The 26519-nt window shown below is 38.7% G+C and carries 22 protein-coding genes and 8 pseudogenes; 9 read left to right on the forward strand and 21 right to left on the reverse strand.

The features are described 5' to 3' along the window. The first annotated feature begins 147 nt into the window (after positions 1-147). The 4 genes and pseudogenes from G4D76_RS07895 to G4D76_RS07905 all read left to right on the forward strand — a co-directional run bounded on the left by G4D76_RS07895 (position 148) and on the right by G4D76_RS07905 (position 3372). A pseudogene (locus G4D76_RS07895) lies at positions 148-1755 on the forward strand (DNA topoisomerase 3). 19 nt (positions 1756-1774) lie between these two features. Further along, entirely contained in the window at positions 1775-2119 is a 345-nt protein-coding gene (locus G4D76_RS14955) for a hypothetical protein (protein WP_250129848.1), read from the forward strand. Between the two features lie 254 nt (positions 2120-2373). Beyond that, positions 2374-2637 (forward strand): hypothetical protein, encoded by a 264-nt coding sequence (locus tag G4D76_RS07900; protein WP_213809603.1) that lies wholly within the window; start codon positions 2374-2376, stop codon positions 2635-2637. Positions 2638-2742: 105 nt separating this feature from the next. After that, positions 2743-3372 (forward strand): hypothetical protein, encoded by a 630-nt coding sequence (locus G4D76_RS07905; protein ID WP_213809604.1) that lies wholly within the window; start codon positions 2743-2745, stop codon positions 3370-3372. A gap of 758 nt (positions 3373-4130) precedes the next feature. Here G4D76_RS07905 and G4D76_RS07915 read toward each other — a convergent pair. From G4D76_RS07915 to G4D76_RS07925, 3 genes and pseudogenes are all read right to left on the reverse strand, one after another. Beyond that, positions 4131-4520 carry a hypothetical protein gene (locus G4D76_RS07915; RefSeq protein WP_213809606.1) on the reverse strand — a complete coding sequence of 130 codons (390 nt, stop codon included), beginning with the start codon at positions 4518-4520 and terminating at the stop codon, positions 4131-4133. A gap of 116 nt (positions 4521-4636) precedes the next feature. Then, positions 4637-5320: pseudogene (locus G4D76_RS07920) on the reverse strand (phosphoribosylaminoimidazolesuccinocarboxamide synthase). A 141-nt stretch (positions 5321-5461) separates the two neighbouring features. Beyond that, positions 5462-6691 (reverse strand): YjiH family protein, encoded by a 1230-nt coding sequence (locus G4D76_RS07925; protein ID WP_213809607.1) that lies wholly within the window; start codon positions 6689-6691, stop codon positions 5462-5464. 316 nt (positions 6692-7007) lie between these two features. Here G4D76_RS07925 and nhaC point away from each other — a divergent pair, with 316 nt between their 5' ends. Further along, a complete protein-coding gene (gene nhaC / locus G4D76_RS07930; RefSeq protein WP_213809608.1) occupies positions 7008-8477 on the forward strand; it encodes a Na+/H+ antiporter NhaC in 1470 nt (489 codons plus the stop codon). 35 nt (positions 8478-8512) lie between these two features. Here the strand turns inward: nhaC and G4D76_RS07935 are convergent. The 3 pseudogenes from G4D76_RS07935 to guaB all read right to left on the reverse strand — a co-directional run bounded on the left by G4D76_RS07935 (position 8513) and on the right by guaB (position 12656). Continuing rightward, positions 8513-9506: pseudogene (locus G4D76_RS07935) on the reverse strand (D-cysteine desulfhydrase). Between the two features lie 131 nt (positions 9507-9637). Continuing rightward, positions 9638-11170: pseudogene (gene guaA / locus G4D76_RS07940) on the reverse strand (glutamine-hydrolyzing GMP synthase). 14 nt (positions 11171-11184) lie between these two features. Further along, positions 11185-12656: pseudogene (gene guaB / locus G4D76_RS07945) on the reverse strand (IMP dehydrogenase). Between the two features lie 260 nt (positions 12657-12916). Between guaB and G4D76_RS07950 the strand changes: the two are divergent. Beyond that, positions 12917-13297: a hypothetical protein gene (locus tag G4D76_RS07950; protein WP_026858952.1), complete on the forward strand. Its 381-nt coding sequence runs from the start codon at positions 12917-12919 to the stop codon at positions 13295-13297. On the opposite strand, the gene G4D76_RS07955 is transcribed toward G4D76_RS07950, so the two are convergent. Both G4D76_RS07955 and G4D76_RS07960 read right to left on the reverse strand, forming a co-directional pair. Continuing rightward, positions 13298-13858 (reverse strand): YfbU family protein, encoded by a 561-nt coding sequence (locus G4D76_RS07955; protein ID WP_213809609.1) that lies wholly within the window; start codon positions 13856-13858, stop codon positions 13298-13300. A 295-nt stretch (positions 13859-14153) separates the two neighbouring features. Further along, complete coding sequence (locus G4D76_RS07960; RefSeq protein WP_213809610.1) at positions 14154-14891, reverse strand: helix-turn-helix domain-containing protein; 738 nt, start codon at positions 14889-14891, stop codon at positions 14154-14156. Positions 14892-15017: 126 nt separating this feature from the next. Here G4D76_RS07960 and G4D76_RS07965 point away from each other — a divergent pair, with 126 nt between their 5' ends. Both G4D76_RS07965 and G4D76_RS07970 read left to right on the forward strand, forming a co-directional pair. Then, positions 15018-15602: a general stress protein gene (locus tag G4D76_RS07965; protein WP_213809611.1), complete on the forward strand. Its 585-nt coding sequence runs from the start codon at positions 15018-15020 to the stop codon at positions 15600-15602. Positions 15603-15666: 64 nt separating this feature from the next. Beyond that, positions 15667-16380 carry a class I SAM-dependent methyltransferase gene (locus tag G4D76_RS07970; RefSeq protein ID WP_213809612.1) on the forward strand — a complete coding sequence of 238 codons (714 nt, stop codon included), beginning with the start codon at positions 15667-15669 and terminating at the stop codon, positions 16378-16380. Between the two features lie 38 nt (positions 16381-16418). Here G4D76_RS07970 and G4D76_RS07975 read toward each other — a convergent pair whose 3' ends face one another. The 3 genes from G4D76_RS07975 to G4D76_RS15955 are packed head-to-tail and all read right to left on the reverse strand — an operon-like array spanning position 16419 to position 18532. Beyond that, positions 16419-17315 (reverse strand): VOC family protein, encoded by an 897-nt coding sequence (locus G4D76_RS07975; protein WP_213809613.1) that lies wholly within the window; start codon positions 17313-17315, stop codon positions 16419-16421. Between the two features lie 51 nt (positions 17316-17366). After that, a complete protein-coding gene (locus tag G4D76_RS07980) occupies positions 17367-18191 on the reverse strand; it encodes an FAD-dependent oxidoreductase (RefSeq protein ID WP_213809614.1) in 825 nt (274 codons plus the stop codon). Continuing rightward, positions 18191-18532 (reverse strand): FAD-dependent oxidoreductase, encoded by a 342-nt coding sequence (locus G4D76_RS15955; RefSeq protein WP_213809615.1) that lies wholly within the window; start codon positions 18530-18532, stop codon positions 18191-18193. Before G4D76_RS15955 ends, G4D76_RS07980 begins: the two co-directional genes overlap by 1 nt. Positions 18533-18936: 404 nt before the next feature. Here G4D76_RS15955 and G4D76_RS07990 point away from each other — a divergent pair, with 404 nt between their 5' ends. Further along, positions 18937-19212: an MmcQ/YjbR family DNA-binding protein gene (locus G4D76_RS07990; protein WP_250129849.1), complete on the forward strand. Its 276-nt coding sequence runs from the start codon at positions 18937-18939 to the stop codon at positions 19210-19212. A 132-nt stretch (positions 19213-19344) separates the two neighbouring features. Here G4D76_RS07990 and rpsR read toward each other — a convergent pair. The 10 genes and pseudogenes from rpsR to G4D76_RS08040 form a co-directional block, all read right to left on the reverse strand. Further along, positions 19345-19584 (reverse strand): annotated as a pseudogene (gene rpsR / locus G4D76_RS07995) (30S ribosomal protein S18). A 150-nt stretch (positions 19585-19734) separates the two neighbouring features. Further along, positions 19735-19920: pseudogene (locus tag G4D76_RS08000) on the reverse strand (PadR family transcriptional regulator); the annotation flags it as partial. Between the two features lie 355 nt (positions 19921-20275). Further along, positions 20276-20936 (reverse strand): annotated as a pseudogene (modB, locus tag G4D76_RS08005) (molybdate ABC transporter permease subunit). A gap of 42 nt (positions 20937-20978) precedes the next feature. Further along, a complete protein-coding gene (modA, locus tag G4D76_RS08010) occupies positions 20979-21731 on the reverse strand; it encodes a molybdate ABC transporter substrate-binding protein (protein WP_250129850.1) in 753 nt (250 codons plus the stop codon). 108 nt (positions 21732-21839) lie between these two features. Then, positions 21840-22739 carry a molybdate ABC transporter substrate-binding protein gene (gene modA, locus G4D76_RS08015; RefSeq protein WP_213809616.1) on the reverse strand — a complete coding sequence of 300 codons (900 nt, stop codon included), beginning with the start codon at positions 22737-22739 and terminating at the stop codon, positions 21840-21842. 223 nt (positions 22740-22962) lie between these two features. Further along, entirely contained in the window at positions 22963-23496 is a 534-nt protein-coding gene (ssb, locus tag G4D76_RS08020) for a single-stranded DNA-binding protein (RefSeq protein WP_026859420.1), read from the reverse strand. Positions 23497-23522: 26 nt separating this feature from the next. After that, positions 23523-23825, reverse strand: a complete 303-nt coding sequence (gene rpsF / locus G4D76_RS08025; RefSeq protein ID WP_026859419.1) for a 30S ribosomal protein S6 — start codon at positions 23823-23825, stop codon at positions 23523-23525. A 456-nt stretch (positions 23826-24281) separates the two neighbouring features. Then, the gene (ychF, locus tag G4D76_RS08030; RefSeq protein WP_026859418.1) at positions 24282-25382 is read right to left on the reverse strand and encodes a redox-regulated ATPase YchF; all 1101 of its coding nucleotides are present in this window, start codon (positions 25380-25382) and stop codon (positions 24282-24284) included. Positions 25383-25395: 13 nt separating this feature from the next. Then, positions 25396-25581: a DUF951 domain-containing protein gene (locus tag G4D76_RS08035; protein ID WP_026859417.1), complete on the reverse strand. Its 186-nt coding sequence runs from the start codon at positions 25579-25581 to the stop codon at positions 25396-25398. 6 nt (positions 25582-25587) lie between these two features. Next, positions 25588-26514 carry a mechanosensitive ion channel family protein gene (locus G4D76_RS08040; protein WP_213809617.1) on the reverse strand — a complete coding sequence of 309 codons (927 nt, stop codon included), beginning with the start codon at positions 26512-26514 and terminating at the stop codon, positions 25588-25590. Positions 26515-26519: the final 5 nt, after the last annotated feature.

Raw genomic sequence — 26519 nt, forward strand, 5'->3', positions numbered from 1 at the left:
AACATACCGTGGGCTATGCCTGCGGTATGTTTTTTTCTGTAAAACCAGTATAATTAACAAATAGATTATATGAACGAGAGGATGATATTTTTGGCAAAAAGTCTTGTACTTGCTGAAAAACCTTCAGTTGCACGTGATATTGCACGTGTGCTGGATTGCAGTAAAAAAGGTAATGGTTATTTAGAAGGAAATAAATATATTGTAACGTGGGCACTTGGACATTTAGTCACACTTCAGGATCCTGAGAAATATGATACAAAATATCAAAAGTGGGATTTAAATGACCTTCCGATGATGCCGGCTCCATTAAAATTGACTCATATTCCAAAAACGACGAAGCAGTTCAAAGCTGTGCAGTCGCAGCTGAAGCGTCAGGATGTCGATGAGATTATTATCGCAACAGATGCCGGACGCGAGGGTGAACTCGTTGCCCGCTGGATTCTCGATTATGCGAAAGTAAATAAGCCGGTAAAACGTCTCTGGATATCTTCAGTCACTGATAAAGCGATTGCGAACGGCTTTAAAAATCTTCAGCCTGGAAATAAATACATCAACCTTTATCAGGCTGCCGCTGCAAGAAGTGAAGCTGACTGGTATGTCGGTTTAAATGCGACGCGTGCACTGACGACAAAGCACAATGCCCAGCTGAACTGCGGCCGTGTACAGACACCAACACTCTCAATTATTCAGGCACGTGAAGAAGTCATTAAAAACTTTAAACCGAAAACATTTTACGGTCTGGACGTCATTACTGACAAACTGACGTTCAAATGGATAGAGGGTAATAGCTACTCTACTTTTGATGAAGCTAAAATCGATAATATCAGCAAAAAACTAAACGCTGATTCATTAACGGTTAAAGACGTTCAGAAGAAGCAGAAGAAACAATTCTCTCCGGGTCTGTATGACTTAACTGAGCTGCAAAGAGACGCCAACAAAATTTTCGGTATGTCGGCAAAAGAAACACTGCAGACGATGCAGGTATTATATGAACGCCATAAAGTACTGACTTATCCGAGAACATTCTAAGTTTATCTCGGAAGATATTGTGGACACTCTAAAAGAAAGAGTCGAAGTGAGCGGTATCGGACAGTTCAGCAAAGTTGCAGCACGTATTTAAAAGCACCAATTAAAACAAACAGCTCCTTTGTAAACGACAATAAAGTGAGTGATCACCATGCGATTATTCCGACGGAAAGCACAGTCTTCCTGGCTGATTTCACAGAACGTGAAAAACGTATCTATGAACTTGTTGTGCAGAGATTTATGAGCGTGCTGCTTCCGCCGTACGAATATGAAGTGACAACAGTTACTGCGGAAATTAACGGCGAACAGCTTGATGCGAAATACAACAGAGTGTTAAATCAGGGCTTTAAAATCGTCTATAAAGAAGAATCATCTGATATTACGGTGGATGTGAATAAAGGCGATACACTGAATGTGAAAAATGTTAAGAAAACGACGGGAGAAACATCACCACCTGCACGTTTCACAGAAGCATCATTGCTGCAGGCCATGGAAAATCCGGCGAAATACTTCCAGATGGATCAGGAACATAAGAAAACACTGGTTGAATCCGGAGGACTCGGCACTGTCGCAACACGAGCAGATATTATCGATAAGCTGTTCAATACGTTTTACTTAGAAAAGAACGGACAGGCAATTAAACTCACTTCAAAAGGCAAACAGCTTTTATCTGGCGCCGGAGATATTAAAATCCCCTGTCACTACTGCACTGTGGGAAAAACAGCTTGAGCAAATCGAAACAGGCAAGATGAACAGAAAGAAATTTATCGAAGATATGAAACATACTAAAGACATTGTCGCAGAAATTAAAAACAGCGATAAGACATTTAAACACGATAATCTGACAGGCAGAGAATGCCCGGAATGCGGCAAGCCGCTGCTCGAAGTTAAAGGTAAAAAAGGGAAGATTCATGTCTGCCAGGACAGAGAATGCGGATATAAACGCAACGTTGAAAAAATCACGAACGCAAGATGTCCGAAATGTAAGAAGAAAATGACGCTGAGCGGATCAGGCGACGGACAAGTATTCAGATGTACGTGCGGTCACCGTGAGAAAATGTCGAGTTTTGAAGCACGGAAGAAAAAAAAATAAAGGCCGTGTAGATAAGAAGACCGTTAATAAGTATGTGAATCAAAAAGAAGAACCGATAAACAACGCGCTGGCTGAGCAGCTGAAAAAATTAAATTTAGATAAATAAAATGACCCTCCGATACTCATTAGATAACGTTTATAAGTTAATATCGGAGGGCCTTTATCTATATTATTTTATTTAATATAGTATTTTCATCACCTAAGTTAAATAATAGTTCTAAACACTACTTTGAGAATTTTTAGGAGGTATTACAGTGTTAAATGAAGAAAATTATCAGCAGCTATTTAGACAATATGAACATGAGATTTCATTAATGAAAAGTCCAGAAGAAAAAGATTTATCTTACTACCCTCCTGAGTATAAGTACTTTATAGAGAATAATAAATTGGATGCCTTGGACTTTTATAGACATTATCTAATGGAAATCATAGGATTATCCAATGATTCAAACAATTATATTAAAGAGTTAACAAAATTTTTAAACAATGAAGTAGGTACTCTAGATCCATATTTTTAAATTTTATTAAAAAATAACTTTTTAAGTAAGTTACTCAAGAGAAGAAATGTTGCATATAATCACTATGCAACTCATCCTGAAGGAGAAAATCCACTAAGTAGTAATATGTTGCAAAATTACACTAAAGCATATGAAAATGAGGAATTATTAATTATATGGAAATATTTTTCAGATAAAATAAATTCAAAAAAATGTGATTTAACTTTAAATAATTATAGACAAGGAGGAAGAATTCTAAAAGGTAAATTAATTACCAGTATAAGCAATGAATTAGTCAATTATCCCAAAATGAAATCTATATTTGATCTTTCTTACCATAAAACTTTAAGAAATAGTGTGGATCACAATAACGTTTTTATCGATGATAATAAGGAAAAAATCAAGAGTATTGATAATGACAAAATACTTATGAGCAAAGATGAGTTCGCAAAAGTATTATATGCCCTTCAAACTCTTCATAATATGACATTGAGATTTATTACTTTGGCTACTTTTGATTACATTTCTGTAAAAAATGAAGGAGTAATAGATGCATTTTCTGTAAATGATGGAGATATGAGTACCTTATATCTATTACAATTAAAGCCATTCTTTCAAAACGATAAAAAATTGAAGGCAGACATCAAAGAAATATTTATTAAAATTGAAGGTAAACATCTTATATTTAAAACAAATATTAAAGAGATAATAAGATTGGAAATAAGCTATCAGTTATTTTTGGTACATGGAAATTAAAAATAGAACAGTACAATTAATTGCCTCAATGCCTATAGTGGAAAAACAAAAAAATAATTATTTTCCTCTTATTACTCCTAAAGGAGAGTTCTTGTTAGATAATAGACATTCATATATTATAAATATTAAAAGGATTAAGTAACTGTACCTCTTTACTAATACATTTTTATTGAAAAATTAAATTTTGAAATTCATTCTCAAGATCATTTTCAGAACGTGATTTGAAGAAATTATAATGTTTCATTAATATATCTCTCAAGATATTGTCCAATTCATTACAAATTTCTGCAAGTTCCCCCCTTTTTTCTTAGTATAATTTCCATGAACTATTGCTGATCTAACATTATATGCTGTTTTAACTAAGCTATATAACTGTTTTCTTTCTGCTAGGTCTTCTTTTAACAAAATTGAGACCCTTTCTGCTACTCTATGGCTCAGTTCTCCTGTATGTAGTGAATAAGCACTCCAACGCAGTTATATATGAAACAATTTTTAGAGCTGCTTGAGCTTGTGATCTTGCCATAGTTGAAAAAGCAAAAGCTCTATCTAATCTTTCATCAATAGTTCCTTTAATGAATAAATCACTGTCAGCATCTTTAAGATTTGCTTCAAAATCAATTTCATGATTGAAAAGATTAATTTATCTTCTTGAACAAGTTGATTTACATATTCTATCTCAGAATCTGCCCAAGTTTTTATCTCATCACTTACATTAGCCAAGGTATTTATTTTGGATAATGAAGCTTTATAAGTATGAGTTAAATTATTTTTTCATCATAAATGAATAGAAATCCGTCCCGAATGTAGGCACTATTGTCTTTATAAGCCCACATATAATCAATATATTTTTCTATTGTTCTTAATAAAATAAATGTAAAATTATTGCCCATTTCATCCATATTTTCATCTTTAAATTTAGTATCTAATTTATCAAAAATTTTAATATATGTACTTTTTCCCCTTAGGAATTCTCTAGATGAATGATAGCCGATTCTTTTTGCAATACTGCTATGTTCTAAAACCTTTTCTATTTCTGCTGAGTTATTTGTTAATCGCCCTTTAAATTTACCCAGAGTTAACTTTTTCCCTTTATTTTTCTCACTATTTAATTCTAAATTATGTATGACTGAATAAAACTTAAAGTACAAAGATTATTCTCTCCTTTATCCTCTTAATAAAAATGATTATATACAACAGACGGATATATATTAATTATATCCGTCTTCATTAAATATCGGTAGGTAAGTATTATTGAGTTTAAATCCTATTCACTAAACAAATAATCATTAATCTTCAACGGTTCAATATTTCTCCGTCTTTATATACACGCATGTTGCCGCCTGAAACTTCATCAATCAGGAGGACTTCTCCTGTTTTCTGATCACGTCCGAATTCCAGTTTGATGTCGTATAAGTCCAAGCCTTTTGTGCCAGTTCATCTTTAATGACTTCACTGATTTTAACTGTTAAGTCTACGATTTCTTTGTACTCGTCTGCATTTAAAATATTCAGTGCTTCCAGTGCCGCTTCAGTAATAAACGGATCCTGTCTTTCATCGTCTTTTAAAGTGACTTCAACATATGCCGGCAGTTCTGCGCCTTCTTCAATATAATCTCCGTAACGGCGGATAAAGCTGCCCACCGCTTTAAATCTGCAGATAACTTCCAGCCCTTGACCAAATATAGAATTTTCTTAACACGCATTTCACGTTTCTCTACATCCGAATCAACAAAGTGTGTCGGAATGTTTGCTGCGTTTAACTTTTCAAAGAAAAAGCTCGTCATTTGAAGTCCTGCTTTACCAGATCCTTCTACTTTTAATCCAACCTGGTTTTCACCCGGATCAAATACACCGTCTTTACCTGTCATATCGTCTTTAAAATAAAGTACAGTCTGTCCGTTTTCATCCTGGTATACATCTTTAGTTTTGCCTTTGTAAACTAAATCCATCTGTAAAAACCTCACTTATTATTCTGAATGCAAATCTTGTAAACTGCTTTTCAAGCTTAATTAATACATCTCAGTTTAACAAACATTTAACAGATAGTAACTAGTATTACGCATAAAAATTTGAATATTCAACATAAATTTTTAAAAGATAATAAAATGCGCTATAACTACTACGATTGGCAGCGTGATGATTGTTCTGATTAAAAAGAGTGCCAGCAGCTGCCAAAAGTTAATAGGAATTTTTGAGCGTATCAGCATAACGCCAATTTCAGATAAGTAGATAAGCTGTGTTAAAGATACTGCACCAACTACAAATCTCGTGAGTTCACTTTCAATTCCGCTTGCCAGGAGTGCCGGTAAAAACATATCTGCGAAACCAACGAGTAATGCCGGTGCCGCCTGAGCTGCTTCCGGAATTTGCATCCACTCTAATACCGGGATTAATGGATATGAAATAATATCAAAAAGCATTGTAAATTCAGCAATAACCATAGCAATCGTACCGATACTCATAATGACCGGCAGCATTCCGAGCCATATGTCTAATGCACTGTATACACTGCGGTTTACGAGCTGACCTACTGAGTCTGCTTTTTCTGATTTATTGACCGCTTTAGTATATGCCCACTGCAATGTCGTATAACCATTTGGCACTTCTTCCTCGATTTTTTTATCGGCTCCCTCGTAATAATCATTACTGATACGAGATAAAGGCGGGATTCTCGGACAAATTAATGCAGCCGCTAATACCCCCACTGTTACCGTCAAATAAAATGGTATAAACATATGAGCCAGATCGAGAATGGTCGCAATGATTAACGCAAAAGCGATAGAGGTAATCGTAAAGCTCGTGACAATTACTGCCGACTCACGTTTTGAGTAATAGCCATCTTCATATTGGTTTATCGTAATCAATATGCTGACCATGTTGTTACCCATCCATGATGCAAGTCCATCGACTGCCGAACGTCCCGGCAGCTTAAATAGCGGTCTCATAATTTTTTGCGCCATTGTACCGAGCCACTCCATCAAACCAAAATCTACGAGCAGCGGCAAAAGCATACCCATTACAAGCGTCCATATAGCAAGAATTGGTAAGAGACCGTTTAGTACTTCACCGCCGGAAGCATCACTGATCAGCCAGACGGGACCTACCTGGAAGTAGACCATCACTGCAAATATTCCGCCGAGAATTCTGACGATTAACCAGAACGGATGAACGACAACCAATTCTTTGAATCTTGGTTTTTCTGTAATCCAGTCGGGTTTAGCGAGTGTTGCATATGTAGACAGAATTGCTGAAATTGCCAGCACGATTACCAGTAATTCAACTAAAAATGGTGCTGCTGTATTTTGAATAAATTCAGCCATTACGCCAATCCCTACAAGCCATTGATCACCGTATGGAAATGGTATTAAAAAACAATACTCCAATTAAAGAAGGAATTATGAATTTCCATGGGATTCCCTTTGGATAAGACGCTGATTTTGCTTCTGAATTTACATCATCTTGATACATATTTTGCACTCTCCCACTTATATTTATGCATTTTAATTAATTTTTATTATACATAAAGGAAAAGACTAAAGCCAATGAATTTTCAGATAATAAATGCTTTTTTTCTCATCAATTAATTTGAGAAAACGCTTTCTTTATGTATAATAAAATCAGCAAAGGGGGAGTAACATGGCGAACAAAGATTTATTTGAGCACGAAACTAAAAAAGAGTTTAGTTTTTTAATGGCAATGATACCACTGACTGTTATGGTTATTACGATGCTTTATGCAATTGTTGTTCTTGAGACTGATCCGCATTTACCATTGATGATCGGTACCATTACAGCGGCAATTGTTGCTCTAATCAGCGGTTTTAAATTCGATGATTTGGAAGAAATGATGTACAAAGGAGTTCGTCTAGCACTCCCTGCAGTCATCATCATTATGCTGGTTGGTCTGATTATCGGTTCGTGGATCGGCGGCGGTGTTGTTGCGACGATGGTGTATTACGGACTGATGATTATCAGCCCGCAATATTTCCTGGTGACAATTTGTCTGATTTGCGGAATCGTTTCTCTCGCTATCGGCAGCTCCTGGTCTACTATGGCGACTATCGGTGTGGCCGGCATGGGGATTGGTGTCAGTATGGGGATTAATCCGGCGATGATTGCAGGTGCTGTTATTTCCGGTTCTTACTTCGGCGATAAAATGTCACCGCTGTCGGATACGACAAACCTTGCAGCCGGGCTCACGAATACTGACTTATTTGTACATATAAAACACATGCTCTATACTACTATACCGGGATTGCTTGTTGCACTGACAGTATTTTTCTTTATCGGAATCAATGTCATCGGCAGTAACACGACGTCACCTGAAGATATCCAGGTTATGATGACATCAATGAGTGAGAATTTTATCATTAGCCCCTGGCTTTTATTAGTACCGGGTCTCGTTATTTTATGTATTATATTAAAAATTAAAGCTGTGCCAGCCCTTGTGATTGGTGTGTTACTCGGCTTTCTCTGCTCTATTTTTGTACAGGGCGAAACACTGGCTGATTCGGCATCATTTTTAATGAACGGTTTCGTACTTGAATCAAACAATGCAATGGTGAACGATTTATTCAGCCGCGGCGGTCTATTAGATATGATGTACACAGTTTCCATGACAATTGTCGCAATGACATTCGCAGGTATTCTGGAATATACCGGCATGCTTCGTTCGATTATGAACCAGATACTTAAAATTGCCAAAGGAACATTCGGCATCATTTCAGCGACAATCGTTTCATGCTTTGCAACGAATGCGACATGTTCAGAACAGTACGTCTCGATTGTTGTACCATCAAGAATGTTTTTAAGAACATATATTGAAAATAATCTGCACTCTAAAAACTTATCCCGTTCACTTGAAGACGGTGGCACACTGACTTCCGTATTTGTTCCATGGAACACCTGCGGCGTCTTCATTTACGGTACACTCGGCGTGTCCGCCTTAGAATACGCACCATTTGCAATTCTGAACTTTACTGTACCTGTTATTGCATTGATATTAGCAGCGACAGGATTTGGTATTGCTAAACTAACATCAGCAGAACGAGATGCATACCTTGCAGAACACTATCCTGAAGAGCAGAAGAAACCTGTAACAACATAAAAACCTTGGGCTGATTGCCCAAGGTTTTATCATTTTTACTGAAATAATGAAGAATAGTTAAATAATGCCGGAGAACCTCCGGTATGCATAAATAAAACTTTTTCCCCTTTTTTAAAATAACCCTGCCGAATTAAATCAATTAACCCCCCATAGTTTTACCTGTGTATACAGGGTCCAATAAAATACCTTCTCTTTGAGATAAGAGCCTAACGGCCTCTATCATACCATCGGTAGATAAGGAGTACCCGGGACCGATGTAATCATCAAAAATTTTAACCGAACTCTTCTCAATTCTATTTTTTATATTTAAATAGTCAGATGTTTTTTCAACTAACCTATACACATTTTCTTCCTGGACACTCTTTTCATTATTCACACTGATACCTACAATCGGGATGTTGTGACTACTTTCTGCCATTCCCGTGAGCAGACCTGCATGTGTCCCAGCGCTGCCGGTCGGCGTTATAATGTAATCAATATCTATAGAACTTTCGCGCAGCTGTGAATTTTTTCTTCTGCGCAGGCCACGTATCCAATTGCCCCTATTTCATTTGAACCGCCCATTGGAATAATATAAGGTTTTTTCCCTTCTGCTTCTACTTTTTTTGCCAGCTTCTCCATTTCTCTAACCATATCGGAACCACCTGGAACTACAGTTTTACTAGCTGCATTCAGTAGGTTATACAGAAAATTATTACCGTTAGCTTTTGGATTGTAACTATTAGGCACTCTTTCTTCCAGCACGAGATGACAGTCTAATTGTTCTTTCTTCGCTGCTGATAAAGTTAATCTGCAATGATTGGACTGTACCGCTCCACAAGTTATCAAAGTGTCGGCATTATTCTTTAATGCATCAGCAACTAAAAATTCCAATTTCCTCGTTTTATTACCGCCACCGGCCAGCCCGAGATGATCATCCCTTTTTATAAAAATATCAGGACCATTTAAAAGTTTAGAAAGGTTTTTTAAATATTCAATCGGTGTCGCACCATAAGTATATTTCCTTCTGGGTATACTTGTTAAATCCATTCTGACGACCTCCAATATTTTTTATTAAATTGCGCGTCATCTTTATGTTTGATAGTAATATACCCTGTTAACTATTAAATGAAATAAATAGAGCCAAAAACCTTGTATCAAGGCTTTTAGCTCTCGTAAAATTATTCCCACTCAATTGTCGCTGGTGGCTTGCTCGTCACATCATATACTACACGGTTGATGTGTTTCGTTTCATTGACAAGGCGTTTAGAGATTTTCTCCATAACATCCCAGTCAATTCTTGCGAAGTTACTGGTCATTCCGTCCACACTTGTTACAGCTCTGATACCGATTGTATAATCATACGTTCTGTAATCGCCTGTAACTCCGACTGAGCGAATATTAGGCAGTACTGTGAAGTATTGCCAGATATCTCTTTCAAGTCCGGCTTTCGCGATTTCATCTCTTAAATCCAATTTTCTCTAAACAATTTCTAATTTCTCTTCAGTAATTTCACCTAGTACACGGATACCAAGTCCCGGACCCGGGAACGGCTGTCTCCATACAAGGTGTTCAGGAATACCCAGTTCAACACCAAGTTCACGGACCTCATCTTTGAACAGTGTATTCAGCGGTTCAATCAGTTCAAACTGCATATCTTCTGGCAGTCCGCCCACGTTGTGGGTGAGATTTAATTGTCGTTGCTGTTTCCGTACCTGATTCAATAATGTCAGTATACAGCGTACCTTGTGCAAGGTAATCCACGTCTGTCAGTTTAGATGCTTCGTCATCGAATACGTAAATAAATTCGTTACCGATGATTTTACGTTTTTGTCCGTATCCGATACACCTTTAAGTTTGGACAAAACGATCTTTCGCATCTACTTTAATGATATTCATATGAAGCCTTCACCAAACTGCCATCACCATATCGCCTTCTCCCTTACGAAGGAGACCGTGATCTACAAAAATACAAGTCAGCTGATCGCCGATTGCCTTATGCAGAAGTACGCTGTTACAGATGAGTCTACCCCGCCGCTCATCGCACATAATACTTTTTTATCGCCGACTTGTTCACGGATTTTAATCAATTTCTATCGATAAAGTTCTCCATCGTCCATTCGCCGGTACGTCGCAAATATCTCTAATAAATGTCTTTAGGAATTGTCTGCCGTTTGCAGTGTCTCTTGATTCCGGATGGAACTGTACACCGTAAAATGGTTTTTCATCGTGTTTAACTGCAGCATTTGAGCATAGTGCTGTTTCAGCAATTACTGAGAATCCTTCACCCAGTTTCGTAACTTTGTCACCGTGGCTCATTAGTACTGATTCAATCTTATTCCAGCCGGCAAAAATATCGACTTCATTGTTAAGATTCATTTCAGTCACACCGGATTCTTTTTGATCCGAGTTTACCACTTCTCCGCCGTTCAGCTGCATCATCAGCTGCATGCCGTAGCAGATACCAAGTACAGGAACACCGAGGTCAAATACTGCAGGGTCTACTGTAAATGCATCGTCTGCATATACAGAACGCGGTCCGCCTGACAGAATAATTCCTTTTGGTTCGAGTTCTTTAATTTCTTCAATCGTGATACTCGGATTATGCAGCTCACTGTAAACGCCAAGTTCACGAATACGGCGTGTAATTAACTGGTTATACTGACTGCCGTAATCAATTACTAAAAAAGTTCCTGCTCTTTAGCCATTTCCATGAAAGAATTACTCCTTATATACTGTAGTTTGGTGCTTCTTTTAACTTGAACGTTGTGCGGGTGACTTTCAATCAAACCTGCACCTGTAATTTTAACGAACTGTGCATCTTCTCTTAATGCTTTAAGGTCCTGGCTTCCTGTATAACCCATACCTGAACGCAGTCCGCCTAAAAGCTGGTAAACTGTTTCTGATAAAGGTCCTTTATATTCCGTACGTCCTTCAATACCTTCCGGAACGAATTTCTTCGCTTCAGTGTCTTCCTGGAAGTAACGGTCTTTAGAGCCTTGCTCCATTGCACCAAGTGAACCCATACCGCGATATGTTTTGTAGCGGCGTCCCTGGAACATTTCAGTTTCTCCCGGAGATTCTTCAGTACCTGCTAAGAGCTTCCAAGCATTACAGCATGTCCGCCTGCAGCTAATGCTTTCACGATATCTCCTGACAGTTTAATTCCGCCGTCTGCAATAATCGATTTACCGTGTTTGCGCGCTTCCGTTGCTGCGTCATATACTGCTGTTACCTGCGGCACACCAACACCTGTAACCACACGTGTTGTACAGATTGAACCTGCCTGGACCGATACCGACTTTAACGACATCGACGCCCGCTTCAATCAGTGCGCGTGTACCTTCAGCTGTAGCCACGTTACCTGCGATTAAAGTCGTATCCGGGAACTTGCTGCGGATATCTTTAATTGCATCGAGTACACCTTGTGAGTGACCGTGTGCAGTATCGATAACCAGCGCATCTGCACCGCCTGCGATTAATTCTTCTGCACGTTTTTGTTTCTTTCGCAATACCAATTGCCGCTGCAACAAGAAGTCTTCCTTGATCATCTTTTGCAGCATTTGGGAATTCGATAACTTTTTCAATATCTTTAATCGTAATTAACCCTTGAAGCACGTTATTATCATCAACTAACGGCAGTTTTTCAATGCGGTGCTTTTGTAAAATACGTCCGGCATCTTCTAATTTTGTACCGACAGGTGCAGTAATCAGATTATCTTTTGTCATAACCTCGTCGATTGTCATTGAGAAGTTTTCGATAAAGCGCATATCTCTGTTTGTAATAATACCGATTAATTTTTTTTCTTCCGGATTATTAACGATAGGTACGCCGGAAATTCTGTATTTGCTCATCAGATGCTCTGCTGCAAATACCTGCTCTTCTTTTGTCAGGAAGAATGGGTCTTTAATAACACCATTTTCCGAACGTTTAACTTTCTCTACTTCATCACGCTGACGTTCGATAGACATGTTCTTATGAATAGAATCTCCAAGGCCGCCCTGACGTGCTACTGCAATCGCCATTTGTGATTCAGTTACTGTATCCATTCCCGCACTGATTAAAGGAACGTTTAATTTCAGATTCGGTGCCAGTTCGACACTTAAATCAACCTCTTTAGGTAATACTGCTGAATGAGCCGGCAGAAGTAATACATCATCAAATGTAAGTCCTTCTTTTTTAAACTTATCTTCCCACATAAAAAACTGCCTCCTGGTTATAATAATTTGTCGTATGCTGCATCTGGTATAAAATATTAATTTCCCTATTATAACAAAATACGAACTGTCAAACAATAAAGCGAACTTAATAAATATGTCTTATTATAAAACACTATCGAAAGATATGAAAGGCGCTCTTAATGTTCGGAATTTTATGAATTCAATGCGGCTGCGAAAGTTTGAGAAATTATCCCGGAGGGAATAGATAAATAACAAATATTTATTTAGAGGTGAACGTAATGCAATACATTGAAAAGTATACTTCATTGGATGAAATTTTAGAAAGAATTGACTTATTAAAACAGGAAGAAAACTACTATGAAGAAGATTTTAATATTTTAGGTCTTGCAGATCTTGAACCCGACTGGATCGACTACATGGGCTGTACGTATAATCCTCATTCAAACAGCATGTCTTTTAAAGATTTTTTCACACAGAATGTAAAAGCGGAAGATTTCCTGCATGGTTCAGGTCTCAACCCTGACCTTGTCAGAACACATTTGAAGACGCTGGAGGATGGAATGTTTCTACTGGCTTTTGACGATACATCATTAAACCGTGAAGTGAACCGCAACAGTGTTGAATCCGAAATAGAAAAAGGACCGGGCGATAATTTCTAATTATCCCCGGTTTTTTCTTATAATAAAAATCTGCTGCTCGCGACGGATACAAATATCCCTTATCATATCTTTCGTCAAATATAAATTTCTTTTATACCGCTCGTACGTCAGCATCATTTCACGATAATGACTTAAAGTTAAGGGCAGCCCCTCTTTAAAAATCGGTACACGGTATTTATTTGTTCTTACCAAAAATATGTAATAAGACAAATGCGCAGATAATGATGCCTCAAAACCGCAAAACTTCGTGTAGTATTCCAAAGCTGCAGCATTTGCCTCAGCTTCTGGCAATACCGACAGTGAAATAGAAATATGATCGAACATTTCCATTAAAAACACGACTTCAATCGAAACCTCAGCCGGCACCGTCTCGCCCGTTACTCCGATAAAATCCAGCACTTCATAATAATTCAGCTCAATCCCCTGTCTTACAATATCCAAACAGTAATGGCAGTAATCGATGTAATCATTATCCGTACTTCTTTGCTGCATACTTTCCAATGAACTGATCAGCTGAATTTTCCCTGCTGTACTGATAAAATCCAGGCTGTCAGATGGCATGATGCTGCTCATTTAAAATACAACTAATAGACAGTCGTGTTTATTATGCTGAGGAAAACCTTCAGCATCGGCTGCCGTATTTGAAAAAAAAAAAGCGCGATTAAACCGAGAGACATGAGGAACTTTTTAAATATACTTTTCATGTGTCATAACCTACTTTTTATAATTTTCTCTGTGTTAATTTTTATGTATCAGAGTATTTTAATTATAATAAATCTACTTGATAGATAACTAACTAAATCATCGTCATTTCCCATATATGATAAATTGTTTGTTCTTTTCAAACAACTTTAATTTATTTTAGTTCATCACGTGCTCTTTTTTCTATACGTTCAATTTTTTCGAGCAGAAATGTCGATTCATTCCGTCTCAACAAACATTTTGCTCTTTCTGCGTAAGGAAGTATTTTACTGTACTCTTTTGTACTGGCATACCCTCTCATAAGATTAATGTAGAGCTTCACAGCTGTCCGATAATACACTTTATCAGTATTTTTGCTGTAAATTTGTACAGCTTTAATATAATAATTGAGACCGCCGCTCCCATCACCGTAAAGTACATTGCCTTTTGCCATATACATGCCTGCTTTTAAATATTCCAATGAACTTTTATCTTCAATTCGCTTAATCGCTTTGTCGAGAGACTTAAGCGCCTCATCAAAATTATTCTGCTGCTTAAATAAAATCGCCCGGTGCCAGTCGTAATACACAGACAGTTTATTGTTGCTCCGCCATTCATGCACTGTTAATTTATTCAGCACACCTTCTATTAACTCCAATTTGGAATGTTCTCTGATTAAATCGAGCTCTTCCGTTATTTTCATATCCACTGCCGGAGTCAGTCTGATCACTACATCTTCAAGTGTTAAATCCAGCACTGTCATTACTTTTACAACATAAATAAAACGAACATTCTCCCCTTTTTCCAATCGGCTGATTGTCGACACCGAAACCCCTGTTTTCAGTGACAATGATTTTTGAGACACCCCGTATTCCTTACGGCGAGATATAATTGCTGAGTTGTTTATCTGCATAGCTTTCCCCCTTATTTACAATATATAGGAAATTAGAAATATCTGTCAATAAGGAACATTATTTAGAGTTTCACAAAAATCATTTAGGGTATAATTCTAATAAAAGAACGTGATGGAGGATTGAGTATGACAACAATTGAAATTTATTCAAATACCAGTGAACTCAGTGATAAAATTTACGAACTGCGTGCAGAAGGCGTGAAAGATTCCAATATGACAGTCGTTGCCAAAGATCGTTTTAAAGCGACGTTTTTAAGATACACACGCGTCCCTTTTAAAAAAGCGGACGGTACGATGTGGGATAAAGTTGCTGCGAAGTTTTTAGATGAAAACAGGGAAGAACGCGTTGCTTCCCAATTAAATTTAACAGGTGAAGACCACGCGACGTTCAGAGAAGCAATCGACAGCGGGAATATTTTGCTGCTTGTACGTACTGAAGAAGAAAAAGTGAAACAGGACGAAGCTGCAGCAGGCGAGCCTGCAACACAGGAACAGGCATTGAAAGCATACGGACTGCAGTCGGAGCAGCCGCTTCAGATTGAAAATACAGAGGAAACTAAAACGACAGCTAAGAAAAAACACGACAGCTATATGGATGCTGCAGAGATTATCCACGAAGACGGCAGCAGACGTACCGTTGAACTCGATGGTAAATCATTTACGATTGTGAATATGAAGGAAGAACTTTCGGATACAAAAGAGGGTAAATAAAATCGTAATATATCAATCTCCTATAAAATTTTTATAGGAGATTCTTTTGTCAGGGGGCATCACCATGCAGAATCAGTACGATGAAGATACTTTCTTTAATATGTATAAAGAAATACGTCATTCACCGTTAAGCTACAATGAAATTGTTGAGTTTCCGGAAATTAAACGATACATGCCTGATTTGAATAGCAAACATGTACTGGATATCGGCTGTGGTTTCGGCCATCTTTTAAAGTATATGAAGATATTTGAACCCGCATCAATAACAGGCATCGATCAGTCAGAAAAAATGATTAGCCATTGTCGTGCCGATGTCGATTTAAGAGATGCCATGTTCATTCAAGAAGATATTTTGTCGTTATCATCATCTGATCAATATGATTTCATAATATCCTCGCTAGTATTTCATTACATTGAAGATTTTGATTTACTTTCGAAGAAGTTATACGAACTTTTGAGCGGCGGCGGACAGCTGCTGTTTACGATTGAACACCCAATCCAGACCGCAACAGTAGAAAAAGACCTTGTTATGAAAGATGAACAGGGTATTTATGCACGGGTCGACCATTATTTTAAAGAAAGTATTCGTGATTCTCACTGGAGTAACGGCATTATTATTAAAAAATATCATCATAGAATAGATACAATCTTAAACAGCCTTATTCAAAATGGTTTCCAGATAGAAGCAGTAAAAGATTTAGGTGATGCAGCTGAAGTATTTGATTACTATTCAGACGAAAGAATTCATAAGCTGCAGACCTTTCCTCCGTTCTGTTAATTAAGTGCAGAAAGGTAAAATAACCTCCGAGTTGGAGGTTATTTTTCGTTATACGCTTCTTCAAGCTGCTCAATATCAAATTTTTTCATTTTAAGAAATGCCTGTGTTACACGTGCAAGCTGCTCAGATGTTCCATGTTCAAACATATCGTCCATCACTTTCGGGACAATCTGCCACGATACACCGAACTTATCTTTCAACCAGCCGCACTCTTCCGCCTCCGGCACTGCCGATAACTTTTCCCAGTACTTATCAATTTCTTTCTGATCGTCACACTTAACAAGCAGTGAAATACCTTCTGAGAAATTAAAATCATGCTTATGTCCGCTGTCTTTAAACGCAAAACGTTTCTTGCCGAGTCTCGCTTCAGCATGCATAATCATGTCATCAGTATCAGGTTCCATACCCGGCGGGAAGTTTAATGATGCAAGATGCTCACTCTTCTTAAATGTATCGACATAAAGCTTCATCGCTTCTTTCGCTTTGCCCTTGTTGCCATTCGCAAACATTAAAGACGGGACAATATTGTTTTTACCGCTGCGATGCTCACGCAGCCACAACTGCCACGATGTCCCGTACTTATCCTGCACCCAGGCATACTTGTCGTTGAACGGATACTTATCCAGCGGCATTAAAACCTGCCCGTCTTTCTTAAGTTCTTTGTACAGTTTATCTATCAGTTCTTCATTTTCTTTATCTACACTGCACGATAAAAAGATTGACGGGTTCTTTACAGCATACGGTCCGGCACTGATTGCCATAAACTCATAGCCCATCAATTTGAATACCATCTGCGTCGCATCACCTGAGGGCGTATCCGCTAACGTATCTTTCGCAATAATTTCAGAATCCGGAAAGATTGAAGTGTACCATTGGACTGCTTCTTCTGCTTCTGTATCAAACCATAAATGCGGAACAACTTTTTGATATTTCACACTGCCATCTCCTTTGAATTGAATGCATTAATCATGCAAATTATAACTCAATTACAATGAAATCAATATATTATGACAGAAGGGTTTCATCCGGTTTTGAAAAACGACTGAGCTTAAATGTAGAAATATCGTGCGTTGTTGTACCGTCAACTGATAAATCAGACAGAATCGAACCAATGGCACTGGCGAACTTAAATCCATGTCCTGAAAAACCGCCGGCCAAAATATATTGGGGTTTTCAGGATGCACATCGATAATGAAATCATCATCCGGCGTCCGGGAGAACATACAGACTTTCCCATCGATCAGTTCGCCCGCAGCCTGCGGCATATAACGCTCAAGGAACGCTCGATCATCATTCTCATCCTGCTCGTATGCACCATATTCACGATTCAGTTCATCAGGTTCACAATTGATATCGTTGTCCATACTGCCTAGCTTCACACCGTAATCATCGAAATCGGGGAAACCGTAATAGAGACCATGATCTTTCGTATCGAATATGTAACACGGGAAATCATTGCCGTAAAGATTGTCTTCATGCGGTTTAAACCAGCTGATTGTTTTACGTACCGGCTGAATTTTTAAATCAAGTTCAGGCAGCAATTTCGGCAGCCAGGCTCCTGCAGTGACAATAACTTTTGCTCCGTGGTAAGTATCTTTATCAGTTTTAACAGTGATAAAATTCTCTTCCTGTTCAACAGACACAACCGCTTCATTCTCGTGAATCTCAGCACCGTACTTAAGCGCTTCATCCTTATAAGCCGTCAAGCAATCCTCACTGAATAAAAATCCGGCACTCGGGTCAAAACAGCCGATATAATCATCCGGAATATCTAGACCGCGCCATTTATCCGTCAATTCATCCGCAGTCATTACTTTGTATGGAATTTATTGGAAATCGCACTTTCAATGGCCATTTCAACAAACTCAGAATCCGCATATCCGATAGTAATCGCACCAGTCTTCCTGTACAGCTCTTTCCCCACAGAGGTCTCAAGTTCGGCCCATAACTTCAGAGACTCCAACGCAAGTGGCACGTAACTGCTGCCGTGCCCGTAACTCAATCTGAGCATCCTCGTCACACCATGATGACTCGCCATCTGATTCGAAATTTCATACTTATCCAGTATCAGTACGCTCGCACCCTGTTTCGCTCTGAAATAAGCAGCTGCAATACCCATCGAACCGCCACCAGCAACAATTACATCATACATACCAATACGCCCCTTTTTATATTTTTCGTAAAACTGTGAGGTAATGTTTCCCAGATAGTAGCATTTATTTATAAAAAATGAAAGAATATTCAGTCATTAAATTATTTACGGTGATATATAATTCTGAAAGTCTTAGTGATAGTGTATATAAATCAAATATCACAGAGGAGTTCTCAAAATGGCAATTAATGACCAGACCTACTCCCACTGCTTCATATTATTCTTAGCGTTCATTAAGCTATATTCAATTTTAGAAATAGAACAGAAGAAAACAGACCGTTAGATACTTTAGTAATGTTTGAAACAGTCTACAGTAACTAACCGGGTTAACAGAAGTGATGATTAAATTAAAACTTTAAAGGATAAAATTGTAATAAGTATATTGTATAAAGAGAGAGGAAACCATGCTTAAAAGAGATGATATTTTCGATTTCGTTAGTGAGAAATACGATATTAAACCAGATTATCCCTGGGAAAATAATGACTATACCACTTTAAGACATCATGACAATGAAAAATGGTTTGCTTTAATAATGAACATTACAGGAGATAAAATCGGACTGGATAACGAAGACGCAATTGATGTCCTTAATTTAAAAGCACGGGAGGAATTTATCGGACCGCTTAGAAAACAAAAAGGTAATACGAAGCATATCATATGGATAAATCAAACTGGGTAACGAATTAACCTGAAAAATAACGAGTATTAATAAAATTAAAGATTTAATTGCAGAAAGCTTTGAGCTGACAGCATAATATTGAATAAAGAAAACCCCCGATATCTGAGATATCAGGGGTTCAGTAATTCTTTCTTACTGTTCTTCTTTAACGTATGGTAATAATGCCATGTGACGTGAACGTTTGATAGCACCAGTTAACTGACGACGCTGAACTTCGCTGAAGTACCTGTTACACGTCTAGGAAGAATTTTCCCACGTTCAGAAATGACTTTTTAAGAAGTTCTACTTCTTTGTAGTCGATGTGCGTAATGCCGTTTGCTGTGAAATAACAAACTTTTTACGACGACGACCGCCTCTTCTTGGACCTGCCATAGTAAGCCCTCCTCTACAGATTAGTATATTCGACTGTGTGGATCGAATATTGTAATCCATAACTTAGTTATTTACTAAACGTGTGTTTTATAATGTGTGTATGTGCACGATATATATTACAACTTTTATGGTAAAAAGTCAATTATTAATTTTTCGCTTCGGTCCACCGCTGTCAGACTTCACCATTCTCGTATTTATGTATTTTTCACTTATATTCGGAAAATCATGACCTTCCAATTTCTTTGTAATTTCATAAGCGTACGTCTCTTCTTGAGAAATGAGCCCCAATATCGCTCCGTCCAGCAAACCTTTCATAATCTGATCACTGACTGACATTGCCGGTCTCCTAATTTAACTATATTGTAATGACAGGTAGTTAGTTTTATATTCCGAGTTCCTTCACGTGAATCATGAAGGGATTCGGAGTCGCGCGGAACCCGTCATCAAATCCGTGAAGGCATCCAGACACGCGCGGAACCCGTCATCAAATTCGTGAAGGCATCCAGACACGCGCGGAACCCGTCATCAAATTCGTGAAGGCATCCAGACATGCGCGGAACCCGTCATCAAATTCGTGAAGGCATCCAGACACGCGCGGAACCCGTCATCAAATTCGTGAAGGCATCCCAGTCCCAGATTTCCCCCAAACAAGAATAACCCAGCTCCCCGAGCCGGGTTTCCAACGTTATATTTAATTCACTGATTTCGTCCGCACAAACAGCAGCATAATAAACGAAATCACAACAATCGTAATGACCCACAGCCACGCGAGCTCCATGTTCCCCGACTGCAGTGCCGTATATATTGCGGTCGGCAGTGTCTGCGTGCGACCTGGTATATTTCCCGCAATCATCATCGTAGCTCCGAATTCTCCGAGTGCCCGGGCGAAGCTTAGTATAGCTCCCGTCATCAGCGGTACGGATGCCAGCGGCATCGTAATTTTCATGAATACTTGTAAATTACTTGCGCCGTCAACTCTCGCTGCATCTTCAATATCTTTATCGATACTTAAAAAACCAGTTTTTGCCGCCTGGTACATGAGCGGAAATGATACAACGGTACTCGCAAGCACCGCTGCATACCACGTAAATAATCGACTGGCTGAATATCCACTCAACGATATTGCCGGCAAAACCGTTATTGCCGAATATTACTATAAGAATAAAACCGACGACCGTTGGTGGCAGCACTATCGGCAGCATTATTATTGTCTCCAGAATAATTTTCCCTTTAAATTTTTTCCGCGTCATAAAATGTGCCATCATCGTGCCAAAGACAAACGATAATATCAATGCAATAAATGCGACTCTCAGTGACAGAAGAACCGGTGTCAGAAATTCCTCTGCTGTTATGCCGTAATTATTCACGGGTAAAACCGAAGTCTTCAAATATTGCTAAAGCTTTTTCTGACTGCAGAAACTCATAAAATTTTTTGCCGCTTCAGCATTTTCTGAGCTGTTAATCATTCCAACAGGATAAACTATCGGCTCATGTGCAGCTTCAGGTGCTGTGTCTGCAATCTCCACTGAATCACTCGTTAACGTATCCGTTCTGTACACCAGTCCTGCATCAACTTCACCGCGTTCCACGTAAGTTAAGACAGCACGAACGTCTTCTGCGTATACGAGTAATGGCTCAATTTCTTTTGTAATGTTCATCTCTTCAAATGTTTCCACTGCATATTTTCCTGCCGGCACAGATTCTGGCGTGCCGACAGCAATTTGAGAGGCTTCTGTAATATTATCGAATGAGGTAACGGTCTGATTATTAGCCGGTGTCACGAGAACTAATTCATTCTTTAGCAGATTAACCGAATTTTCTTCAGAAATACTGACATTTTCAATTAGTTCATCAAAATCACTTTTAGAGGCTGAAAAGAACATATCTGCAGGTGCACCCTGAGAGATTTGTTGTTGCAGGGCACCCGAGCCGCCGAAGTTAAAATCGACTTTGATTTCGGGATGTTCGTCATGAAAAACATCTGCTGTTTCCTGAAGCGCATCTGTCAGACTCGCCGCCGCAGATACTGTCAGCGTTACAGTTCCTCCCGCTTCTCCCGTCTCATCATCGCTGCATGCGGAAAGAACTAACATTACTACTAATGAACACAGCAGCACAGCCAGTCTCGTTTTATTAAGGTAATTCATTTGGATTGTCCTCTCAAAAACATTATTTAAATCAATAAGTCCTTTATATTATAAAAGTAAACGCATTAAAAAAGCAGAACCTTTAATGATAAAGGTTCTGCCTGAATGTTATATGTTAAACGATATATCCGTAACGTAATTTTCCAGTGCTTCTTCAGATTGTAAATAATCATAGAATAAGTATGCTGCACTGCCGTCCTCAACACTGTGGGACAAGCCCATTCCGTATACGAACGGTTCCAATATTGAACGCGGTGCACGTGAAATTATACGTACATCATCCTCATCTGAAATGTCTGTTCTAAGAAGGAATCCAGCATCTGAATTGCCTTCCGCTATATCTTTAACAGCAGTTCCTGCGTCCGCTACTTTCTCAATGCTCTCGGGGCTCAGGTTTTTTTCATCTTCCTGAACAAGAAGCTCTTCAGCATATGAGCCGGATAATGAATGTTCGGGATCAACAATCGTCAGTGATGTTTCATCATTATTAAAAATATCATTATATCTGTTGATATCTTCATTTTCAGATTGTGTAACGAGTACAAGTTCATTGATGAGCAAATATTTAGTTGCAAGCTGGTCTAAAATGCCTGCTTCAACAAGCGAATCATATCCTGCATCATCGCTCGAGAAATAGATATCCATGTCCTCGTCATTGCCTTCGATTAAATCTTCAGTCAGTTTTTCTGTATGACCATATTGAACATCAATTTTAATACCTTCGTTATTTTCTTCAAAGAGGGCTATCAGTTCTTCCATTACATCGTCAAGACTCTGCTCGGCAGTAATATGTACAACTTTATCCTCTTCTGTAATCGGGTCTTCTTCGACAGATTGATCTGCCTCTTCTGACGCATCTTCAGATTCTTCCCCTGTACTCTCTTCGGTTTCCCGTGTCTCGTCAGTTTCTGGCTCATTATCAGAGGATTCTTCATTATTACTACAAGCTGCTAAAATCACGCACAGCGATAGTAAAAGTGCCCATCCGAGGACATTTTTTCTAATCATTGCGATTTCGCTCCTACATAAAAAAATTGTATACATTTCATTATAAACACTCTGAGTCAAAAACTACACTATATAATTATAAAGACGATAAAAATTGCTTATGTATTACGATTTTATTTAAACCTATAATAAAAACCCGAGATACGGTATCTCGGGTTTTTCACACATTTCACACACATTAATAACACACGATAACAAAGTTTGGATTGTTATATTTTATTTATTAAAATGGTAGATCATCATCGCTGATGTCTACTGGACCTTTAGAGTTCGCAAATGGATTTTCCTCTACGTTATCCTGACGCTGTTGCTGGCTGCGTCCAGTTGATTGATTCCCAGATGACTGGTTACCAGTCGACTGATTGCCGCCGTATGCACTTTGGTAAGAGTCAGCAGAGTTATAATCATTATTATTGCCTTGAGATTGATTACCGCTGCCTTTCGGCTCTAAGAACTGAACACTTTCACACACGACTTCAGTTACATATACTCTTTGCCCGTCTTTATTCTCGTAGTTACGAGTTTGAATTCTACCATCGATACCAACTAAGCTGCCTTTTTTAACATACTGGTTAACATTTTCTGCCTGTTTGCGGAAAACAACACAGTTGATAAAGTCAGCGCCTCTCTCACCGTTTGCACTAGTAAAAGGACGGTTCACAGCTAAGTTGAAAGTAGCGACAGCAACATTGCTTTGACTGACTCTAAGTTCAGGGTCTCTTGTTAAGCGACCAACTAAAACTACACGGTTTAGCATGTAATCAACTCCACTCAATATTTAACTTATTTTTTATCTTCAGCTTGTTCGTCACGAACAACGATATGACGAATAATGTCATTGTTGATCTTCGCTAAGCGGTCAAACTCATCAGCAGCGGCACTGTCACCGTTATACTTAATGATTTGGTAATATCCATCTTTGAAATCTTGGATTTCGTAAGCTAGACGACGTTTACCCCACTCTTTAGATTCGACGATTTCCGCGCCATTGCTAGTAAGAACCTCATCAAAACGTTTAACTAACGTTGCTTTAGCTTCTTCTTCAATATCCGGGCGGATTACATATAAAATTTCATATGATCTCATCTTCTACACCTCCTTATGGTCTTTGCGGCCAAAAATACTCATTTTCAGCAAGGAATAATTTTCATTACTCACAATCAGAAATTATAGCAATAAAATCGTATTATTACAATAGATAGGCTGTAATTAATATTATTTAGTTTTGATTGGGGAGCGAGATTCCCTTTGGACTGGTATGAACGGATTTCATATGTCTCCAAGACTTTCAGGACGGGCGTGACAGAAGCTCATGTGTATCCAAGACTCACAGGACGGGCGTGACAGAAGCTCATGCGTATCCAAGACTTTCAGGACGGGCGTGACAGAAGTTCATGCGTATCCAAGACTTTCAGGACGGGCGTGACAGAAGCTCATGTGTATCCAAGACTCACAGGACGGGCGTGAAGTGATTTCATCCCAGTCCCATTCAAAAAAAACTGCAGAATCTTAAATTTTAAGATTCTGCAGCAATATTCGTTATTAAACGTTAAATCTGAAGTGAACGACGTCGCCGTCTTTCATAATGTACTCTTTACCTTCAAGACGGACTTTACCGGCTTCTTTGGCTTTTGCTTCGTTGCCCGCTTCCACAAGGTCGTCGTAGCCGACTGTTTCAGCACGGATAAACCCTTTTTGGAAATCAGTATGAATAATTCCGGCACATTCAGGCGCCGTCATTCCTTTTTTAAATGTCCATGCTCTAACTTCCTGCACTCCTGCAGTGAAGTAAGTTGCAAGTCCAAGCAGGTCATAAGATGCTCTGACGAGTTTATCAAGGCCTGATTCAGAAAGTCCAAGTTCTTCTAGGAACATTTCTTTTTCATCTTCATCCAGCACTGCGATTTCTTCTTCCACTTTCGCAGAAATCACGATAACTTGTGATCCTTCTTCGTCAGCATATTTTTTAATTGCTGATAAATGCTCGTTGTCTTCAAGTGATGATAAATCATCTTCAGCAACGTTCGCAACATACAATGTCGGTTTTTGAGTCAGCAGGTGGAAGTGTTTAACTGATTTGATTTCTTCTTCAGAAAAATCAAGTGCACGAACGGGTTTGCCGTCTTCGAGACCTTCTTTAATTTTCGTCAGAATCTTCACTTCAGCCATAGCATCTTTATCTTTCTGCTTCGCCATTTTTTCTGCTTTTGGTAAACGTTTATCGACACTTTCAAGATCGGCAAAAATCAATTCCATGTTGATAACTTCAATGTCATCAAGCGGATTCACTTTACCTGATACGTGAGTAACGTTCTCGTCATCGAACGCGCGGACAACCTGACAGATTGCATCAACTTCACGAATGTTTGCTAAGAATTTGTTGCCAAGTCCCTCACCTTTTGAAGCGCCTTTAACAATTCCAGCAATATCCGTAAATTCAAATGCTGTCGGAACAGTTTTTTTAGGTTCGACAATTTGCGTTAAAACGTTAAGACGTTCATCCGGCACTTCAACGATACCGACGTTCGGATCGATTGTTGCGAATGGATAGTTTGCAGCGAGTGCACCTGCTTTTGTTATTGCGTTAAAGAGTGTTGATTTACCGACGTTCGGCAATCCTACAATTCCTGCAGTTAAAGACATAATAGTTGCTCCTTTAATTTAAAATTACTTTTTTAAGTCGTTTATCGAAATCGCGGCGCGGCATCATAATCGTCCGGTCGCAGTTTGTACATCTGATTTTTATATCCGCGCCCATACGGACAATCTGGAAACTGTTTGTGCCGCACGGGTGAGGCTTTTTCATTTCAACAATATTATTTAAATCGTATTTTTTCTCCATATTATCTTACTCCCCGGCATCATTTTGATCGAAATCGCTAATGTCCATAGTAGGTACAGATACAAATACGCCTTGTGATTCCAAATACTGTTTCAGGCGTTTACGAGTACGTCTCGTTGCACCGAAGTGTTCCATCGGCTGGGTTGTCAGCATAATACGAATCGTCGCCTCACCCTGCTGAATATCCTGCACGCCTAAAATTGCCGGCTGCTCGGTAAGCACCGCTTCTTCACGCCAGTGAAGTTCGAAATATTTGTTAATCATATCTTCAACCTTATCCAAGTTTTCCTGAATAGAGAAGTTCATATCGAGGAATGCAATAGAATTATAACGCGAAAAGTTAATGACTTCGTTAATTGTACCGTTCGGAATCATATATAATTCGCCTTCATAACCTTGAATACGTGATGATCGCAATCCTAATGATAACACTTCACCTTCAGCAACAGTAGTGCCTGAAGTATTTACTCTGACAAAATCCCCTTTATCAAACTGATTTTCCAAAATGATAAAGAATCCGGTAATCATGTCTTTCACTAAACTCTGTGCACCAAAACCAAGTGCTAAACCAACAACACCAGCACCGGCTAAGAGTGTGGCGACTGGAATATTAAACGATTCCAGAATTGCTACAACAACAAAGAACCAGATAAAGATAGTCGCACCGTTCTGCAGCACGTTGATCAGTGTCTGATTGCGTTTATCCGAGCCTTTTAAACGGGATTTTGATTTATATTTAAAGAAATTATTAATAAGACGGTCGGCTACTTTCGTTAAAATATAACCAGCGATTAATAAAGCCAGTGCAAATAAAATCGTGGTTCCTATATTAATCCATAGCTCGGGTTCCTTTAATCTCTCAAGAAGTTCTTCCAGAACTGTAAATGATTCTTCTACAGGTGAGGGTGTAGTAAACAATGTTAAAAAACGCATAAATT

This window comes from Jeotgalicoccus sp. WY2, from assembly GCF_018437745.1.
GTDB lineage: Bacteria > Bacillota > Bacilli > Staphylococcales > Salinicoccaceae > Jeotgalicoccus > Jeotgalicoccus psychrophilus.

Coding starts and splice junctions, on each gene's coding strand:
- G4D76_RS14955 (WP_250129848.1), top strand. CDS start 1,775: ATGAACAGAAAGAAATTTATCGAAGATATGAAACATACTAAAGACATT.
- G4D76_RS07905 (WP_213809604.1), top strand. CDS start 2,743: ATGTTGCAAAATTACACTAAAGCATATGAAAATGAGGAATTATTAATT.
- G4D76_RS07925 (WP_213809607.1), bottom strand. CDS start 6,691: ATGGCTGAATTTATTCAAAATACAGCAGCACCATTTTTAGTTGAATTA.
- nhaC (WP_213809608.1), top strand. CDS start 7,008: ATGGCGAACAAAGATTTATTTGAGCACGAAACTAAAAAAGAGTTTAGT.
- G4D76_RS07950 (WP_026858952.1), top strand. CDS start 12,917: ATGCAATACATTGAAAAGTATACTTCATTGGATGAAATTTTAGAAAGA.
- G4D76_RS07955 (WP_213809609.1), bottom strand. CDS start 13,858: ATGCCATCTGACAGCCTGGATTTTATCAGTACAGCAGGGAAAATTCAG.
- G4D76_RS07960 (WP_213809610.1), bottom strand. CDS start 14,891: ATGCAGATAAACAACTCAGCAATTATATCTCGCCGTAAGGAATACGGG.
- G4D76_RS07965 (WP_213809611.1), top strand. CDS start 15,018: ATGACAACAATTGAAATTTATTCAAATACCAGTGAACTCAGTGATAAA.
- G4D76_RS07970 (WP_213809612.1), top strand. CDS start 15,667: ATGCAGAATCAGTACGATGAAGATACTTTCTTTAATATGTATAAAGAA.
- G4D76_RS07980 (WP_213809614.1), bottom strand. CDS start 18,191: ATGACTGCGGATGAATTGACGGATAAATGGCGCGGTCTAGATATTCCG.
- G4D76_RS15955 (WP_213809615.1), bottom strand. CDS start 18,532: ATGTATGATGTAATTGTTGCTGGTGGCGGTTCGATGGGTATTGCAGCT.
- G4D76_RS07990 (WP_250129849.1), top strand. CDS start 18,937: ATGCTTAAAAGAGATGATATTTTCGATTTCGTTAGTGAGAAATACGAT.
- modA (WP_250129850.1), bottom strand. CDS start 21,731: ATGAATTACCTTAATAAAACGAGACTGGCTGTGCTGCTGTGTTCATTA.
- modA (WP_213809616.1), bottom strand. CDS start 22,739: ATGATTAGAAAAAATGTCCTCGGATGGGCACTTTTACTATCGCTGTGC.
- ssb (WP_026859420.1), bottom strand. CDS start 23,496: ATGCTAAACCGTGTAGTTTTAGTTGGTCGCTTAACAAGAGACCCTGAA.
- rpsF (WP_026859419.1), bottom strand. CDS start 23,825: ATGAGATCATATGAAATTTTATATGTAATCCGCCCGGATATTGAAGAA.
- ychF (WP_026859418.1), bottom strand. CDS start 25,382: ATGTCTTTAACTGCAGGAATTGTAGGATTGCCGAACGTCGGTAAATCA.
- G4D76_RS08035 (WP_026859417.1), bottom strand. CDS start 25,581: ATGGAGAAAAAATACGATTTAAATAATATTGTTGAAATGAAAAAGCCT.
- G4D76_RS08040 (WP_213809617.1), bottom strand. CDS start 26,514: ATGCGTTTTTTAACATTGTTTACTACACCCTCACCTGTAGAAGAATCA.